This window comes from Proteus sp. TSJ240517 (assembly GCF_047921575.1).
In the GTDB taxonomy this organism is placed as follows: domain Bacteria; phylum Pseudomonadota; class Gammaproteobacteria; order Enterobacterales; family Enterobacteriaceae; genus Proteus.
This window is the reverse complement of record NZ_JBLRMH010000001.1, coordinates 531,446-549,368: the sequence shown is the minus strand read 5'-3', so window position 1 is coordinate 549,368 and position 17,923 is coordinate 531,446. Positions and strand designations below refer to the sequence as shown.

Sequence of the window (17,923 nt, the reverse complement as noted above, 5' to 3'; positions counted from 1 at the left end):
AGATAAAGTGATTGTAAGAGATTAAGGTATGGCTCAATGCATTTAGTATTGAGCCATGTTGATTTCTGTAATGTATGACGATGTTAAGCGTTATGATGTTTAATCTAGGTGATATTAAGCATGATAGCGTTGACATGAAAAATAAATTATTGGGTTATTGAGTAATAATATGAAAATATTGGTAACAGGTGCTGCGGGTTTTATTGGCTATCATATGAGCCAGCGTTTAATCGAAATGGGTTATCATGTTGTCGGAATAGATAACATGAATGATTATTATGATGTGCGTTTAAAAGAAGCTCGATTAGCTAAATTACAACAGCTAGAAAAATTCCATTTTGAGAAACTTGATATCGTTGACTCAGCAAAAGTGGCTCAATTATTTGCATCACACCAATTTGACCGAGTTATTCATTTAGCTGCTCAACCAGGTGTTCGCTATTCAATTGAAAACCCAATGGCATATATTGATGCGAATATTGTTGGGCATATTAATATATTAGAAGGATGTCGCCATAATAAAGTCGGACATCTTATCTATTCCTCTTCAAGCTCGGTTTATGGTTTAAATCAGAAACAGCCTTTCTCAACAGAAGATAGTGTTGATCACCCAGTTTCATTATATGCGGCAACAAAGAAAGCCAATGAGTTAATGTCTCATAGCTATTCACATTTATATCAATTACCGACAACAGGATTACGTTTCTTTACGGTATATGGTCCTTGGGGACGTCCTGATATGGCATTATTTAAATTTACGAAGGCAATGCTAGTTGGCGAACCTATTGATGTTTATAACAGTGGAAATATGACGCGTGATTTCACTTATGTCGATGATATTGTGGGATCTGTTGTTCGATTAGTTAATGTTGTACCAGAAGCAGATGAAAACTGGACAGTAGAGAAAGGTGAAACGTCTTCAAGTTCTGCTCCTTATAAAATCTATAATGTGGGTAATGGGCAGCCAACCAAATTGATGGCATTCATTGAAGCGATAGAAAAGTCACTAAATATTAAAGCTAAATTGAATTTAATGCCAATGCAAGATGGTGATGTGCTTTCTACTTGTGCTGATTGCCAAGACTTGTTTGAGACAATAGGTTTTTCGCCGAATACCGAAGTAGAATATGGCGTAAAACAGTTTGTTGATTGGTATTTAAGTTATTATAAAAATTAATAATATTAGTTTAATTGGATCAAAGAAAAAAGGAGCTATAAAAGCTCCTTTTTCATTATAAATAAAAATAAATAACGCAGTTATTACATTTTTTATTTTCGCTTACCCACATTTAATACAAACAACATCAGCACATATTAAAATTAAACGCTTGTTTAATTAAATGAGGTAAACAAGAAAATACCCTTTTAATTATTTAAAAGGGTATTTCAAATAGAGTATTGACTTAAATTACAGCAGGAAATCGTCTAATGATTTGCCTTCTTCATCAATAGCACGTTTGATTACTGCTGGTGTACGACCTTGGCCTGTCCAAGTTTTAGTTTCACCATTTTCATCAACGTAAGAGTATTTAGCAGGGCGAGCTGCACGTTTAGCACGGCCTGTTTTATTAACAGCACTTGCTTCAAGTAAGTCTGTTGGATCAATACCGGCTTCTTCTAACATTTCACGGTATTTTTGTAATTTTTGAACACGTTCTTCTTCAGCTGCTTTTTCTAATGAGAATTCTTCACGACGCTCATTAACGACAACTTCGAGTTTCTCCAGCATTTCTTCTAAAGTTTCTAAAGAAGTTTCTCTTGCTTGTGCACGGAGAGTACGGATGTTATTTAATATTTTTAAAGATTCGCTCATTTTCCTGGTCTCAAATAAATGTTGTTGGCTGATGTAATACTAATAATAGATTGCTATTTAAATTTCTGCAATACCTAAATACAAACCTTACGTAAAATTTCTTTTTTTTAAACTAATATCTCAACGAAAAAAATAATAAAAGTTGAGGCATCTTTAGTCAATAAAGGAAATATTAGTAAGGAAATGCATCTTTTAACTGATGATAGCGCTAATGCTAAAGAATAGAAAGCTTTGTTCATTTTTTTATAATAACGGACTTTTTTCTAAAAATGGAATCGGACTAACTTTCATACTTTAATAAAGGTATATCAAGGTGTGTTTTAATATGTTAAGTACTTATTAAAGCTATTTATTTTTTAAGCAAAAATTAGCATTAACAACGAAGTTCATCTTTCGGTAGTATATCTAGAATAGAAATAAAGGTAATAAATACTTGTTATGGATAACTTGTAGAATGTTTATGTTAGACTGTCGCTCGTGAAAATAAACACTATTTAAGGAGTGAGCTGATGGCTCAACTTTATTTTTATTATTCAGCCATGAATGCTGGAAAATCAACATCTTTATTGCAATCCTCTTATAACTATAATGAACGAGGAATGCGTACATTGATTTTCACTGCGGCTATTGATACACGCTTTGCAAAGGGGAAGATTAGCTCAAGAATAGGATTAAGTGCGGATGCATTACTCTTTAGTGATGATATGAATATTCGCGACGTTATTGTTGCTGAGCATAACAAACAGCCTATTCACTGTGTATTGATTGATGAATGCCAATTTTTAAGTAAGGCACATGTCGAACAACTTTGCGAAATAACGGATACCTATGATATTCCCGTTCTCACTTATGGATTAAGAACGGATTTTAGAGGTGAGTTATTTACAGGTAGTGCTTATTTATTAGCATGGGCTGATAAACTGGTAGAACTTAAAACAGTATGTTACTGCGGTAGAAAGGCAAATAAAGTATTACGTTTAGATGATAAAGGAAATGTACTGAGTGATGGTGCTCAAGTTGAAATAGGTGGAAATGAAAAATATGTTTCAGTCTGCCGTAAGCATTATACGCAGGCAACGCTAAAAGGGTGTATTGAACAAGAGTAACCTTTTCAATTTCCCTCTTTTACTAATTTGTCAGAGTGAAAGAGGGGGATGAAATAAGAATTCAAATAAAGTGTTATATTACGTAATACTAAAAAATACTTATATATTTTTAATTTTTAGCCAATTTATTGGCTTTTTTTATATCAAATTGCGGTGAGTTTGATTTTCGTCTGTGACGAGATGTTATTTTTTGATGGGGAAATTTATTTATTTCATTATCATTAATCAAAAAAGACATAATCAAATATACGTAAGGTGTTTGTTTTGTGATGTCGATATTGTTTTTTACAAATGATAAGAGAGATAGACATTTGATGCATTTATATTATTCATAGTTTAATAAAATTGAATAAAGATAGTCATGAAATACTGAAAAAATATTTCTTTGATCTATGGTTTGTATAATGAAACATTTATATCGGGTCTTATAGATGCTGATTATAGGATGCTTAATTTGTTATTGAATAAATAAAGCACTTCACTTTATGCCTGTCAATACGGATAAACAGGCTCCTTTTATACTCCTAAAGGAGTAATTTCTATGTGGAAAGCACAAATAGCGACCTTTATTACGTTCGCCAGCTAGCAAGCCTCATTTCGATAATATTTTATTGAAATTATGTTTTTTATAAATCCAATGTAGCTAGGGATATAAAATATTTATATTTCTATATTTTGATCACTAATTAATAATCAAAATGATGAAGTCTATTTATTTTTATCGGATAAGAAGAAAAGCACGATTGTAAATCGTAAAGCGAACACAATAGCTTCACATATCGTTATAGTCATTTTATGAAGAAAATAAGGTAAGAATGAAATAATTATACCAACTAATGAAAGAGGAAAAGAGTTTGATGCGCCTTGTAATCATCTCTAAGGCATTTTTTATAATATGGTAATGCAATGGTATGACTTGAATGATAAGTTGTTCAGCGTCTTTTTTAGAGCTAATTATGAACGTATAAAGGAAGACACTATTTTTATAGTAAAAACCAAACTTTTTAACTAGGTGTAAATACCTATAATTTATGACTGAATAGTGACTTATCCCGCCTTATTCCTCAATCTCAGAAATCAGTAGCAAAATGCATATAAACAAATGATCAGCCATAAAAAAACCCAGCCATAGGACTGGGTTTCTATTTAAGAACAAATAACCGAAATATCGAGGATCACATTAACACAGTGTGTTTCGATTATTTTTTACTGCTTTTTTTAGCTGGTTTTGCTTCTTCTTTTACTTCAACAACGGGATGCTCATTAAATTCACGACCGTAGTAAGAATCTAATAACAGTTGTTTCAGTTCAGAGATCAGTGGGTAACGTGGGTTAGCACCAGTACATTGATCATCAAACGCATCTTCAGATAATTTATCAACTCTTGCTAAGAAATCACTTTCTTGAACACCAGCTTCACGAATAGAAGATGGAATGCCTAATGAAGATTTCATTTCTTCTAACCAAGCTAACAATTTTTCAATTTTAGCAGCAGTGCGGTCACCTGGTGCTGAAAGTTCTAAGTGATCAGCAATTTCTGCATAACGACGACGTGCTTGAGGACGGTCGTATTGGCTAAATGCAGTTTGTTTTGTTGGGTTGTCATTAGCGTTATAACGAATAACGTTTGAAATTAATAACGCATTAGCTAAACCGTGAGGAATATGGAACTCAGAGCCTAATTTATGCGCCATTGAGTGACAAACACCCAAGAATGCGTTAGCAAAAGCAATACCTGCAATAGTTGCCGCATTATGAACACGCTCACGAGCAACAGGGTTTTTTGCGCCTTCATGATAACTTGCAGGCAGATATTCTTTCAGTAATTTTAATGCTTGCAGTGCTTGCCCATCAGAATATTCGTTCGCTAATACAGAAACATAGGCTTCTAATGCGTGAGTTACAGCGTCTAAACCACCAAATGCACACAGAGATTTAGGCATATTCATAACAAGGTTTGCATCAACGATAGCCATATCTGGGGTTAATGCATAGTCTGCTAATGGATATTTTTGGCCTGTTTCGTCATCAGTTACTACCGCAAATGGCGTTACTTCAGAGCCAGTACCTGATGTTGTTGTGATAGCAACCATTTGTGCTTTCACACCCATTTTCGGGAATTTGTAAATACGTTTACGGATATCCATAAAGCGTAATGCTAATTCTTCGAAATGAGTTTCAGGGTGTTCATACATAACCCACATGATTTTCGCCGCATCCATTGGTGAACCACCACCTAATGCGATGATCACGTCAGGTTTAAAGCTGTTCATTTGTTCTGCGCCTTTACGCACAATACTTAATGTAGGATCGGCTTCAACTTCAAAGAATACTTCTGTTTCAACGCCAAATTTTTTCAGTACGCGAGTGACTTCATCAACATAACCATTGTTGAATAAGAAACTGTCGGTCACGATAAAGGCACGTTTTTTACCGTCAGTCGCAATCTCTTCTAGAGCGATAGGTAAACAGCCACGGCGGAAGTAAATAGATTTTGGAAGTTTATGCCACAACATATTTTCTGCTCTTTTCGCCACGGTTTTAGTGTTGATAAGGTGTTTTGGCCCTACGTTTTCAGAAATGGAGTTACCACCCCATGAACCGCAACCTAATGTTAGAGAAGGAGCAAGCTTAAAGTTGTATAAGTCACCAATACCACCTTGAGATGCTGGAGTATTGATTAAAATACGAGATGTTTTCATTTTGTCGCCGAAGTAGGCAACATGTTCAGGACAGTTATCTTGGTCTGTATATAAGCAAGAAGTGTGACCGATACCACCCATCTCAACTAATTTTTCAGCTTTTAGCACCGCATCTTCAAACGATTGAGCATGATACATGGCTAATAGTGGAGATAATTTCTCGTGAGCAAATGGTTCTGCTTCTGTTGTTTCTTTGACTTCACCAATTAAAATTTTGGTATTTACAGGTACTTCAATGCCAGCCATTTCAGCAATTTTTGTTGCAGGTTGACCCACGATAGCTGCGTTTAAGTTACCGTCTTTTAAGATGATGTCTTGAACAGCTTTTAATTCTTTACCTGTCAGCATGTAACCGCCATGAGTTGAGAAACGCTCACGAACTTGTTTGTAAATGCTGTCAACAACGATAACAGATTGCTCTGATGCACAAATTACGCCGTTATCGAAAGTTTTAGACATTAAGATTGAAGCCACTGCACGTTTGATATCAGCAGAATCATCAATAACCACTGGTGTATTACCTGCACCAACACCGATAGCTGGTTTACCAGAACTATACGCTGCTTTAACCATGCCTGGACCACCTGTCGCTAAGATCAGGTTAATATCATCATGGTGCATTAACGCGTTAGATAGGGCAACAGAAGGCTCATCAATCCAACCGATAATATCTTTTGGTGCGCCAGCAGCGATAGCTGCATTTAAGACGATTTCAGCTGCACGGTTTGTCGCTTCTTTTGCACGAGGGTGTGGAGAGAAGATAATACCATTACGTGTTTTTAAGCTAATTAATGCTTTAAAAATCGCAGTAGAAGTTGGGTTAGTTGTTGGTACGATACCACAGATGATCCCAATAGGTTCAGCAATGGTTATTGTGCCGTAAGTCAGATCTTCAGATAAGATACCGCAGGTTTTTTCGTCTTTATACGCATTGTAGATGTACTCAGAAGCAAAGTGGTTTTTAATCACTTTATCTTCAACGATACCCATACCAGACTCTTTAACAGCCAATTTTGCAAGAGGAATACGGGCATCAGCGGCAGCTAATGCAGCAGCACGGAAAATAGCATCAACTTGTTCTTGAGAGAAGTTAGCAAATTCACGTTGAGCTTTTTTTACACGAGCAACCAAATCATTGAGTTCAGTAACGTTAGTTACGGACATAAAGAGACTCCTGATAAAATGTTAAATTTTTTAAGCAAATTAGCCGTTATCGTCATAACTAATAAGAATAGCTTAGATAGATGATAATGTGCTTATTTCAGTAATAATTATAAGAGGGCATAATTTGCTTAAAAAACTTAAAAAAAACAATAATAAAGGTAAATATATTTTCGAAGTAACCCTCTTTCTTCGAATGGTAACAGCTTACCATCTTTCTAATTAATTAACGTGATATATGTCACAAAACTAGCAAGCTGACACCTTTCAGCAAGGCTATTTATGAGAATGATTCTTATATGAAATAAATATTCAACGATTTTTTTGTCGTATACTCTATTTCGATATAAAATTAAACCACTAGGTTTTGATCAGTTTACAAGAGAATATTTTAGGTAAAAACTTGTTAACTAATAGAATTAACTGGTTTATTGATTTAAAGTAACGCGCATTTTTTGGAGTTACTCTATCTTTTATAGAATAATTCGCATGTTTATTAGCCAAGAAGGGGCTTTTCATGGGGTCACTGCTGGATTTATCCGGTTATATTAAATTTTTTGTCGGTCTTTTTGCGATTGTAAACCCAATTGGTATTTTGCCTGTCTTTATCAGTATGACGAGTTATCAAACTGATGCAGGGCGTAACAAAACAAACTTAATTGCGAATGGCTCCGTTGCAATTATTTTAGTTTCTTCTCTGTTAATCGGTGATTCTATACTGAGTATTTTTGGTATTTCTATCGACTCGTTTCGTATAGCAGGGGGAATACTGATTGTTACTATTGCAATGACAATGATAAATGGGCGTTTAGGGGAAGATAAACAAAACAATCAAGAACGAAACGAATCCGCAGTACGTAATAGTGTTGCAGTTGTACCTTTAGCATTACCATTAATGGCAGGGCCTGGAGCAATCAGTTCTTGTATTGTGTGGAGCTCTCGCTGGGAAGGCTTTACTAACTTTTTAGGATTAGCCGCAACCAGTATCTTTTTTGCATTCTGTTGTTGGTTACTTTTCCGTAGTGCAACATTATTAGTGAAATATTTAGGGCAAACAGGCATTAACGTCGTTACTCGTATAATGGGCTTATTATTAATGTCGTTAGGTATTGAATTTATTGTGACCGGATTACGTTCTATTTTCCCGGGCTTATTAGTGTAAACACAGCGCAGTGCTATTAAAAGAGCAGTATGAATCACTCAAATACTGCTCTGCTCCTTTCTTCACATCTGTTTTTCTTTTATTTCAATCAAGACGATGTATCCCTTTTGATAAAGCTTCTCGATCATAATGTTGTGTTAACTCACCATTTTCCATGAGTGCGGCTCTATCAGACATATGAGCAATCACATCGGCATCATGGCTTACTAATAAATATGTCATATTATGCTGTTTTTTCAGTGTGTTAAGCAGGTTTAAGATCTCGGCTTGTACTGACATATCTAGTGCTGAAGTTGGCTCGTCTAAAAGTAATAATTGAGGTTGTAATAAAAGGGCTCTCGCAATGGCGACACGTTGGCGCTGTCCACCAGAAAGTTGATGAGGATAACGACTTGTTACATCCGCAGGCAAACCAACTTGGGCTAATGCTTGCTCAATCGTATCTTTGTCAAAAGGAATTTGATGGATTTTTAAAGGCTCAGAAAACGCCCGTTCAATACGGTGTTGAGGGTGTAAAGAGGCGTAGGGATCTTGAAATACCATTTGTATATTACGGCGTAATGTCCCTTGAAAACGTTGTCGAGGTTTAATAGTTTGCCCTAAAAGCGATATATTACCTTGCCAATGGGGCAATAACCCAGCAATCACACGTAAAACAGTCGACTTTCCACAGCCAGAACGACCTATTAAGCTAAAGGTTTCACCTTGTTGAACATGTAAATTAATTCCTTTTACAACGTGCTTGGCTTGTTTACCTTGCTCAAATTGAACATGTAAATCATGAATATCAATTAGCATGATGTATTCCCTTGAAATTAAGCATTCTATCTAATACGGGCAATTGAGTGCCATAAGTGCTTGCATTGGGTCTACATGTCCAAAGTGTACGTGTATAAGGATGCGTGGCGGTAGGTAAGTCTTTGGCACTAAGTTCATCGACTTGTTCGCCTTGGTACATCACCATGACACGTTCGCAATATTCGGCAACAAGGGGCAAGTCATGGCTAATTAGCAATAAGCCCATATTACGTTGTTCACACTGTGTGGTGATCAGTTCAAGGATTTGATGACGAAGCTGAGCATCAAGTGCCGATGTTGGTTCATCGGCAATTAAAATAGTAGGGTTATTAATTAGCGCAATAGCTATCATTGCTCGTTGCCCCATACCACCTGATAATTCACTGGGATAGCGATAAATATTCTGTTCAGGTAAACCAACAGATAGCAGTGTATCGATGATAAGTTGGCGTCTATCTTGGCGCGAAAGTTTTTGATGCTGTTTTACGGTTTCTTCTACTTGTTGATAAATGGTTTTTACAGGATTTAAGGCGTAACGAGGATCTTGTAGTACCATTGAAATTGTATTACCTCGAATGTTATTCCATTGGCGAGACGAGAAATCCAATAGATTACTTCCTTGCAAGCTTAGTTTATCTGCGCTGACTTTTCCCGGCTGACGAACTAATCCCATTAATGCACGAGCGGTCATTGACTTGCCTGAGCCTGATTCGCCAACAACTGCCAAACGCTCTTGCCCTAAAGTGAAAGAGACATTATTGACCACTCTTGCCTTTGGGAAATCAATACAGAGGTTATTTACTTCAATTAATGGTGTTTTATTCATGGGTATCTCCCAATACATCGCGTAATCCATCACCCAATAAATTAAATGCCAGACTGCTGATTAAAATTGCTGTACCCGGAATAGCGGCAACCCACCATTGATCAAAAATAACAGGCATGCCTTCTGCGATCATTGCTCCCCATTCCGCCATCGGTGGGCGAGCACCTAATCCCAGAAAACCCAATCCTGCTGCCGCGAGGATAATCACCGCTAAGTTCAGCGCTAAACGAACAATGGCTGAAGGTAAACACAGGGGTAAAATATGTCCCCATAACAGTCGGATACCCTTAATTCCCATCATTTCAGCCGCAGCAAGATAATCACTATTGCGTAAATGTTGAATTTCACTGCGCGATTGTCGCGCATAAGCTGGCCATGCAGTTAAAGCCAGTGCTAATGCACCATTGAGTAGGCCAGGGCCTAACATTGCGACAAAAGCGAAAGCGAGAATAAGGGAAGGCATTGACATCACAATATCGGTGAAGCGCATTAAAATACGTTCAGTCCAACCACCGTAATATCCAGATAAAATCCCAATCAATAATCCTAAAGGTAACGTAATAAGCGCCACCAGTCCCACTAAGCCTAGCATGGGGCGAGTACCATAGATAAGGCGAGAAAGAATATCGCGCCCATAATTATCTGTGCCTAACCAATGTTCAGCATTGGGTGCTAATAAACGTTGGGCTGCATGTTGCCAATTTGGATCATAAGGGGCTAGCCAAGGTGCAAAAATCGCAATAATTAACAGTAAAATGAGCAACGATAAACCGATAAATGCGGAAGGCGAACGCGCTATTTTTCTTAAAAATGAGGATGACATTAGCGGAGCCTCGGATCAGTCAAACGAATAACGATATCGGTCATATTATTAATAAAGACAAAGCATAAACCGATAATTAAAGTACCGCCCATAATGGCTGTGGTATCACCCGCAAAAAGCGCTGTTGTGAGATATCGCCCAATTCCTGGCCAAGAAAAGACCGTTTCTGTCAATACGGCACCTTCTAACATGCCAGTGTAAGACAGGGCGATAATAGTCATTAAAACACCACGAATATTAGGCAGTACGTGATAAAAAAGAATACGCAACTCGCCAATACCTTTTGCTCTTGCTAACGTGACATACTCTTTATTCATCTCGTTTAAGCAGGCTGAGCGAGTTAAGCGAGTGATAGAAGCTAAGGCAAAATACGCTAATAGAGAAACTGGTAAAATAAGGTGCGATAACGCATTAAAAAAAGCATCTTTATCGCCAGCTAATAATGTATCAATTAATGCAAAACCCGTTATGGGTTCAATGGTGAATTGATAGATATCGTCTAATCGTCCGGGACCAGCAGTCCATTGCAATGTGGCGTAGAAGATCAATAACAAAATCAAACCTAGCCAGAAAATAGGGACTGAACTACCTAATAACGTCAGAATTCGCAAAATAAAATCGAGGGGAGTTCCCACAAATCGCGCACATAAAACGCCGAATAAAATTCCGAGACTGGCACCAATCAGTAATGCAACAGTTGCTAATTCCAATGTCGCGGGGAAAGTCGCTAACAAATCATCAAGAACAGGCTGGCCTGTTGATGTCGCGGTACCTAAATGTCCTTGCAGCAGTGCTTCCACATAGTGAAAAAACTGCATGTAGATAGGTAAATCCAGCCCTAACTCATGTTTTACTTGGTTGTAGGTTTCGAGGCTTGCGTGATCACCGACAATTTGTAAAACAGGGTCGACGGGGGAAAGTGCAGAAAGCGTAAAAGTGATGACAAGAAGCCCTAAAAGAGTCAGCACCAGTGTCAATATTCCTTGAGCAAAGGTAATTAACTGACCTTTTAGACGAAAAGGTAACGTCATAGCAGTATTCATACAGCAATAGCCTAGTGAAATGACAAAAAATAGACCATCCACAGTAACATGACTGTGGATGGTTTCAGAAAAAATATTACTTAGTTACTTTGTCATAATAGACCATATCTGCATTTAGACCTTGTGCATAACCTTTGACGTTATCGCGCATGACGATTTGGTTTTTACCTTGGTCGATAAACACATAAGGTGAGCTACGTTGTAACTCTTTTTGCATTTCAGTATAGAGCGATTGACGTTTTGTTTTGTCCGCTTCATTAAGTGCTGCCAATGTTTGCTGACTTAATTCAGGAATTTTCCAGCCATTTAACCAAGCAACAGTGTTGGATTGTCCGTCATTATAAGCAAAGGCACTGGCATTTGAGTGAGCATCAAAATAATCAGGGATCCAAAAGCGGATCGCTGCTTGATGTTGTTTAGCGCGCACACGACTATACACTTGGCTACCCGCAGCAGGTAATAAATCAACTTGTACACCTGCTTGAGCAAAACTTGCTTGAATGGATTGCGCCACAGTGATGTAAGGGACTTTATTTTCTACATCTAACGTAAAGCGTGCATTGGTAATGCCTGCCTTAGCTAAAATTGCTTTGGCTTTTTCTGGATCAAACGTAAATGGATTATCTTTTAATGCGCCCGGTAAACCTACAGGTAAAAACTTTGGTGAATAAAATACTGACCACGCATTAAGTCTTCAGTAATACCTTTGTAGTCAATTAAATAGCGCGAAGCTTCCCAAAAAGCAGGGTTACTCAGTGCAGGATTTCCACTGGCAGTATTAAACGCCATATACACTTGTTCAGCAGAAGGGATATCTAAAATTTTGATCCCTGCTTTGCCTGCTAATGCAGCAGTCTGGTCTGTGCCTAATTCGCGTGCAATATCTGCATCGCCTTTTTCAATTAGTAAGCGACGAGATGCGGGATCAGGCACGTTTTTAATAATAATATTTGCCATTTTAGGCGCGCCAGTTGGCGAAAGTGGGTTAGCTTCTAACACAATGGCTTGACGCGGTTGATAAGCGCGCATTTTGTATGCACCACTTCCTGCTGAATTCATTTTTAGCCAGCTATTACCAAAGTCATTATTTTTAACATGAGCAGAAACCAGCTTTTCATCAACAATAGAAGCAATCGGGGTTGAAAGGATATTTAGCACAACATCAGGGCTGACATCGGCAGTCCAACGTACTTCCAATTCGTTATCACTGATTTTTTTTAGCAACGAATTGATGTTATCTGTTTTCCAACCCAAGACATTTAGAATAAAGGCAGGTGATTTATTCATGGTGATCGCACGCTGATAAGAGAAGATAATATCTTCAGGACGCACAGCGTTGCCCGATGCAAATTTTGCGTTGGGTTTAATTTTAAATACGATTGTTTTTTGTTCAGGATTTGCTTGCCAACTTTCAACTAAAATGGGTTCATTAATTTCTGGATTATCACGATTAGGTTGAACAATACGTTGGTATAAACTCGGTACAGTCTGAATACTCGATAACTCATTACTTTCAGCAGGATCAAGGCTGACAATATCATCAAGCCCTTGTACCACAATTAATGTATTAGCAGGTGTTGCTGCAAATGCCGGTACGGAAAGGGCACCCACAACGAATAATGATAATAATTTTGCTTTCATGAGACGCTCCCTGAAACGGTGTAGCTAAAGTCGTTATGTCAATAACTTATTAGTTATTACTTTGTGAAATTAACTTAGGCAAAACGTGACCAATGCGCAAAGTTTTAATTACGCTTACATATAACTCTTCGTTATAAGTGGCTAAAATTAATTATGGTAGAAGAATAATTAACCGCAAGAATAGGATGATGAAATACTCCTTTAGTAGTAACCCATTGACTATTAAGTTGTAGTAGCTGAATTGATTAAGCTGTATTTGATATTCATCAATATCCCTTATGAGTAGTTTCGTATTTTAGCCTTAGAAATCTTTAAATCTGAGGCAAAAATGAGCAAGAAAACACTCGCAATCATCGGTAATGGTATGGTGGGGCACCGTTATATCGAAGAGTTGATTGATAAAGGTGGCAATGAAGAATTTAATATTGTCGTCTTTTGTGAAGAACCTCGCGTTGCATATGATAGAGTCCATCTCTCCTCTTATTTCTCCCATCACACCGCAGAAGAACTCTCTTTAGTTAAACAAGGCTATTACGAAAAACACCAAATAGAAGTATTAATTGGTGAGCGTGTTATTACCATTAATCGTGACGAAAAAGTGGTACACACTAATACGGGGCGTTGTGTTAGTTACGATAAGTTAGTGATGGCAACGGGCTCTTATCCATGGGTTCCTCCAATTAAGGGAAATAACTCATCAGATTGCTTTGTCTATCGGACTATTGAAGATTTAAATGCAATCGAATCTTGCGCACGTATTAGTCGTAAAGGGGCGGTGATTGGTGGAGGACTTTTAGGTTTAGAAGCCGCTGGTGCGCTAAAAAGTTTGGGTATTGAAACTCACGTTATCGAGTTTGCACCAACATTAATGGCAGAACAGCTTGATGCATTAGGTGGTGAGCAACTTAAGCGAAAAATAGAGCGTATGGGTGTAAAAGTGCATACGTCTAAAAATACACAAGAAATATTATCGACGGGAGAAAGCGCACGTAAGACACTGCAATTTGCAGATGGTACTTCTCTTGAAGTTGACTTTATTGTGTTCTCCACAGGTATTCGCCCAAAAGATAAATTAGCTCGCCAATGTGATTTAGATATCGCACCAAGAGGCGGTATTGTTATTAATGATTATTGCCAAACAACCGATCCTGATATTTACGCCATTGGTGAATGTGCATCTTGGCAAAATAAAACGTTCGGCTTAGTTGCACCGGGCTACAAAATGGCGCAAGTAGCGGTTGATAATCTATTAGGTCATCACTCTGTATTCCAAGGCGCCGATTTAAGCGCAAAATTAAAACTTCTTGGTGTTGATGTGGGCGGTATCGGTGATGCTCACGGTCGTCAAGAAGGGTGTCGTAGTTATATTTATCTCGATGAAGGCAAAGAAATTTATAAACGCCTGATTGTCAGTGAAGATAACAAATACCTACTAGGCGCAGTATTAGTAGGCGATACAGAAGATTATGGCAATCTTTTGCAACTATCACTGAACACTATTGAATTACCAGAGCATCCAGACTCCTTAATTTTGCCTGCACATGCAGGAAGTAAGCCAGCAATTGGTGTTGATTCCTTGCCTGAAACTACACAAATCTGCTCTTGTTTTGATGTGACAAAAGGCGACATTATTCAAGCAATTGAACGAGGATGTCATACAGTCGCTGCTATTAAGGCAGAAACCAAAGCGGGCACAGGGTGTGGTGGCTGTATTCCATTGGTGACTCAAGTTTTAAATGCAGAATTAGCAAAACAAGGTATCGAAGTTAATCACCATCTTTGTGAGCATTTTCACTATTCTCGCCAAGAGCTTTATCATCTTATTCGCGTAGAAGGGCTGAAAAGTTTTGATGAATTGTTGAAAAAACATGGTCAAGGTTATGGCTGTGAAATATGTAAACCAACAGTGGGTTCATTGCTTGCTTCATGTTGGAACGATTATATCTTGCGTGATGATTTAGTTGCTCTGCAAGATACTAATGATAACTTCCTTGCGAATATGCAAAAAGATGGGACTTATTCCATTATTCCTCGCTCTCCAGGTGGTGAAATTACACCCGCAGGCATTATTGCTATTGGGCAAATTGCTCAAGAATATAATCTATATACCAAAATTACTGGCTCGCAACGCATGGCGATGTTCGGTGCGCATAAACAGGATTTACCCGCTATTTGGGAAAAACTGATTGCTGCGGGTTTTGAAACAGGTCATGCCTATGCGAAAGCACTGCGCATGGTAAAAACGTGTGTGGGCAGCAGTTGGTGTCGTTTTGGCGTCGGTGATAGTGTCGGTTTGGGGGTTGCGTTAGAGCATCGCTATAAAGGCATTAGAACACCTCATAAGATGAAATTTGGTGTCTCAGGTTGCACCCGTGAATGTTCTGAAGCGCAAGGAAAAGATGTGGGGATTATCGCCACAGATAAAGGTTGGAACCTCTATTTTGGTGGAAATGGCGGTATGAAACCACGCCATGGTGATCTCTTTGCATCTGATCTCGATGAAGAAACTTTAGTACATTATATCGACCGTTTTATGATGTTTTATATTCGCACCGCCGATAAACTGCAACGCACTTCAGTGTGGCTAGATAATTTAGAAGGCGGTATTGAATATTTACGTGATGTCATTATTAACGACAAATTAGGCTTAAATGCACAGTTAGAAAAAGAACTGAAAGCCTTACAAGAACGTGTCGCTTGTGAATGGAAAGAAACAGTTGATTCTCCAAAAGCATTAAAACGTTTTGCCCACTTTATTAATAATCCAATGCCTGATCCGACTGTACAAACGGTAAAAGAACGTTTTCAACACCGTCCCGCACGTTTACATGAACGTATTGATATCAAAATGATCACTGAGGAGGCGCAATCATGAGCCAATGGATAGCTGTTTGCCAATTAGATGACATTACGGCAGGAACAGGTGTTTGTGCGCTGGTGGAACAAGATCACGTTGCCATATTTCGCCCTTATTCTGATGCACGTTTATATGCGTTAAGCAATATAGATCCCTTTGCACATTCGAGTGTTTTATCTCGAGGGCTGATCGCTGAACATGAAAATGAGTTGTATATCGTCAGTCCGCTGAAAAAACAGCATTTTCGTTTAACGGATGGTTTTTGCCTTGAAGATGAGAGTTTCTCGATCACCCATTTTGACGTCAAGGTTGAAGGCAATACTGTCAGCGTACGCAGCCGTAATGAATCATCTCAATAAATAGGGGAATGAATATGGATTACTTTCCAATATTCTGTCAGCTCAAAGATAAACCTTGTTTATTAGTGGGAGGGGGTGAGATTGCTGAACGTAAAGCCCGATTGCTTATGGAGGCGGGTGCTATTATTTCTGTTATCGCACCTTCGTTTACAGAGCAGTTTATACAGTGGCATTCTGAGCAAAAATTAAACTGCATCACTGGTGTATTTACTGCGGATTATCTATCAAGTAAGTGGCTTGTTATTGCGGCAACAGATAGTGAGCAAGTGAATCAACAGGTTTTTCAATCCGCGACAGAGAAACAGATATTTTGTAATGTGGTTGATTCACCAGAACAAGCCAGCTTTATTATGCCTTCTGTTATCGATCGTTCTCCTATTGTGGTGGCTATTTCATCGGGCGGAAAAGCCCCTGTGCTAGCGCGTATTTTGCGAGAAAAAATTGAGCAACTACTCCCAAATTATCTCGGTGCATTAGCGAAACTTGCGGGAAAATTAAGAGAAGAAGTAAAACAACGTTTTTCATCCATAAGTGCAAGACGTTATTTCTGGGAGCAATTTTTTGCAGATAAATCATTACAAGCTGAAATTGAAGCACAAAGAGACGGCGATATTGAGCAACGTATTAGCACGCTATTATCTGAAAATCAGCAACCTCAAGGCAGTGTTGTTTTAGTCGGAGCAGGGCCGGGTGATGCTGGGCTAATGACTATTAAAGGGTTACAGCAGTGTCAACAAGCTGATGTGGTGGTTTACGATAGATTAGTATCTGATGAGGTAATGGCATTAGTCCGCAGAGATGCACAGCGTATTTATGTTGGTAAGCAAGCGGGTTTTCATTGTGTTCCTCAAGATGAAATCAATCAAATTTTAATCAAAGAAGCCGTAGCAGGAAAACGGGTGGTGAGATTAAAAGGAGGTGATCCCTTTATTTTTGGTCGAGGTAGCGAAGAGCTAGAAGCCTTGATTGAACATCATATTCCCTTTTCAGTGATCCCCGGTATTACCGCGGCTTCAGGCTGTACAACATATGCGGGTATTCCTTTAACGCATCGAGATTATGCACAAAGTGTCCGCTTTATTACTGGGCATGGCAAAGGATTAAACGAGGCTGAATGGCAATGTATTGCACAAGAAAACCAAACGTTAGTCTTTTATATGGGATTAAGTAAAGCCCGTTATATTCAGCAAATGCTACTTAGCCAAAATATGCGCGCAACCATGCCGATTGCGATTATTGAAAAGGGCACTTTAACCACACAAAAAGTGATTGTTGGTCAATTACGCCAACTGGCAGAGATGGCAGAAACAATGGAAAGCCCTGCACTGATTATTGTGGGGGAGGTTGTCACACTGAATGAGAAGCTACAATGGTTTCAATCCAAATCGGCTAAATAGCTGAAAAGAATTGATGATATCATTTTAAAATTAAAAACCTCTTTAATATTCGATATGTATATTAAAGAGGTTTTTTTATCTAACACATAGAAATATAAATGAAAAATTGTTTAATTACATTTCAATTAAACATTTAGATTAAAAATTAAAAACAAATAATAAAATTGAATATTTAATAATCTATAAATATGTTTAGACTAGAATCGTTATTCAGTCTAAAGATGAATTTATTGTT

12 protein-coding genes and 1 pseudogene are annotated in these 17,923 nt (G+C 38.0%); 6 read left to right on the top strand and 7 right to left on the bottom strand.

What is annotated here, in order from left to right; genetic code table 11:
• The first annotated feature begins 169 nt into the window (after window positions 1–169).
• Window positions 170–1,177: an NAD-dependent epimerase gene (locus tag ACNARN_RS02550; protein ID WP_198625702.1), complete on the top strand. Its 1,008-nt coding sequence runs from the start codon at window positions 170–172 to the stop codon at window positions 1,175–1,177.
• A gap of 231 nt (window positions 1,178–1,408) precedes the next feature.
• Here ACNARN_RS02550 and hns read toward each other — a convergent pair whose 3' ends face one another.
• Window positions 1,409–1,813 carry a histone-like nucleoid-structuring protein H-NS gene (gene hns, locus ACNARN_RS02545; protein WP_088495367.1) on the bottom strand — a complete coding sequence of 135 codons (405 nt, stop codon included), beginning with the start codon at window positions 1,811–1,813 and terminating at the stop codon, window positions 1,409–1,411.
• 509 nt (window positions 1,814–2,322) lie between these two features.
• On the opposite strand from hns, the gene ACNARN_RS02540 reads away from it, so the two are divergent.
• Complete coding sequence (locus ACNARN_RS02540; protein WP_023581977.1) at window positions 2,323–2,919, top strand: thymidine kinase; 597 nt, start codon at window positions 2,323–2,325, stop codon at window positions 2,917–2,919.
• 1,199 nt (window positions 2,920–4,118) lie between these two features.
• Here the strand turns inward: ACNARN_RS02540 and adhE are convergent.
• Window positions 4,119–6,785, bottom strand: a complete 2,667-nt coding sequence (gene adhE / locus ACNARN_RS02535) for a bifunctional acetaldehyde-CoA/alcohol dehydrogenase (RefSeq protein WP_109372116.1) — start codon at window positions 6,783–6,785, stop codon at window positions 4,119–4,121.
• Window positions 6,786–7,299: 514 nt separating this feature from the next.
• On the opposite strand from adhE, the gene ACNARN_RS02530 reads away from it, so the two are divergent.
• Window positions 7,300–7,944 (top strand): YchE family NAAT transporter, encoded by a 645-nt coding sequence (locus ACNARN_RS02530; protein ID WP_109372118.1) that lies wholly within the window; start codon window positions 7,300–7,302, stop codon window positions 7,942–7,944.
• Between the two features lie 84 nt (window positions 7,945–8,028).
• Here ACNARN_RS02530 and ACNARN_RS02525 read toward each other — a convergent pair whose 3' ends face one another.
• From ACNARN_RS02525 to ACNARN_RS02505, 5 genes and pseudogenes are all read right to left on the bottom strand, one after another.
• Window positions 8,029–8,745, bottom strand: a complete 717-nt coding sequence (locus ACNARN_RS02525) for an ABC transporter ATP-binding protein (RefSeq protein ID WP_198620028.1) — start codon at window positions 8,743–8,745, stop codon at window positions 8,029–8,031.
• On the bottom strand, window positions 8,732–9,568 hold the full coding sequence (locus tag ACNARN_RS02520; RefSeq protein WP_416304099.1) for an ABC transporter ATP-binding protein: 837 nt from the start codon (window positions 9,566–9,568) through the stop codon (window positions 8,732–8,734). Before ACNARN_RS02520 ends, ACNARN_RS02525 begins: the two co-directional genes overlap by 14 nt.
• A complete protein-coding gene (locus tag ACNARN_RS02515; protein WP_100160281.1) occupies window positions 9,561–10,391 on the bottom strand; it encodes an ABC transporter permease in 831 nt (276 codons plus the stop codon). The genes ACNARN_RS02520 and ACNARN_RS02515 overlap by 8 nt, the downstream gene beginning before the upstream one ends.
• Entirely contained in the window at window positions 10,391–11,434 is a 1,044-nt protein-coding gene (locus ACNARN_RS02510; RefSeq protein ID WP_196532557.1) for an ABC transporter permease, read from the bottom strand. Before ACNARN_RS02510 ends, ACNARN_RS02515 begins: the two co-directional genes overlap by 1 nt.
• A 76-nt stretch (window positions 11,435–11,510) precedes the next feature.
• A pseudogene (locus ACNARN_RS02505) lies at window positions 11,511–13,075 on the bottom strand (ABC transporter substrate-binding protein).
• A gap of 328 nt (window positions 13,076–13,403) precedes the next feature.
• Here ACNARN_RS02505 and nirB point away from each other — a divergent pair.
• The 3 genes from nirB to cysG are packed head-to-tail and all read left to right on the top strand — an operon-like array spanning window position 13,404 to window position 17,688.
• Window positions 13,404–15,950 (top strand): nitrite reductase large subunit NirB, encoded by a 2,547-nt coding sequence (gene nirB / locus ACNARN_RS02500; RefSeq protein WP_416304098.1) that lies wholly within the window; start codon window positions 13,404–13,406, stop codon window positions 15,948–15,950.
• A complete protein-coding gene (gene nirD / locus ACNARN_RS02495; RefSeq protein ID WP_416304097.1) occupies window positions 15,947–16,291 on the top strand; it encodes a nitrite reductase small subunit NirD in 345 nt (114 codons plus the stop codon). The genes nirB and nirD overlap by 4 nt, the downstream gene beginning before the upstream one ends.
• 14 nt (window positions 16,292–16,305) lie before the next feature.
• Entirely contained in the window at window positions 16,306–17,688 is a 1,383-nt protein-coding gene (gene cysG, locus ACNARN_RS02490) for a siroheme synthase CysG (RefSeq protein WP_416304096.1), read from the top strand.
• Window positions 17,689–17,923 lie beyond the last annotated feature (235 nt).

Bases quoted from the DNA above. Each gene is read 5' to 3' on its own strand.
- ACNARN_RS02550 (WP_198625702.1), top strand. From the start codon at position 170: ATGAAAATATTGGTAACAGGTGCTGCGGGTTTTATTGGCTATCATATG.
- hns (WP_088495367.1), bottom strand. From the start codon at position 1,813: ATGAGCGAATCTTTAAAAATATTAAATAACATCCGTACTCTCCGTGCA.
- ACNARN_RS02540 (WP_023581977.1), top strand. From the start codon at position 2,323: ATGGCTCAACTTTATTTTTATTATTCAGCCATGAATGCTGGAAAATCA.
- adhE (WP_109372116.1), bottom strand. From the start codon at position 6,785: ATGTCCGTAACTAACGTTACTGAACTCAATGATTTGGTTGCTCGTGTA.
- ACNARN_RS02530 (WP_109372118.1), top strand. From the start codon at position 7,300: ATGGGGTCACTGCTGGATTTATCCGGTTATATTAAATTTTTTGTCGGT.
- ACNARN_RS02520 (WP_416304099.1), bottom strand. From the start codon at position 9,568: ATGAATAAAACACCATTAATTGAAGTAAATAACCTCTGTATTGATTTC.
- ACNARN_RS02515 (WP_100160281.1), bottom strand. From the start codon at position 10,391: ATGTCATCCTCATTTTTAAGAAAAATAGCGCGTTCGCCTTCCGCATTT.
- ACNARN_RS02510 (WP_196532557.1), bottom strand. From the start codon at position 11,434: ATGAATACTGCTATGACGTTACCTTTTCGTCTAAAAGGTCAGTTAATT.
- nirB (WP_416304098.1), top strand. From the start codon at position 13,404: ATGAGCAAGAAAACACTCGCAATCATCGGTAATGGTATGGTGGGGCAC.
- nirD (WP_416304097.1), top strand. From the start codon at position 15,947: ATGAGCCAATGGATAGCTGTTTGCCAATTAGATGACATTACGGCAGGA.
- cysG (WP_416304096.1), top strand. From the start codon at position 16,306: ATGGATTACTTTCCAATATTCTGTCAGCTCAAAGATAAACCTTGTTTA.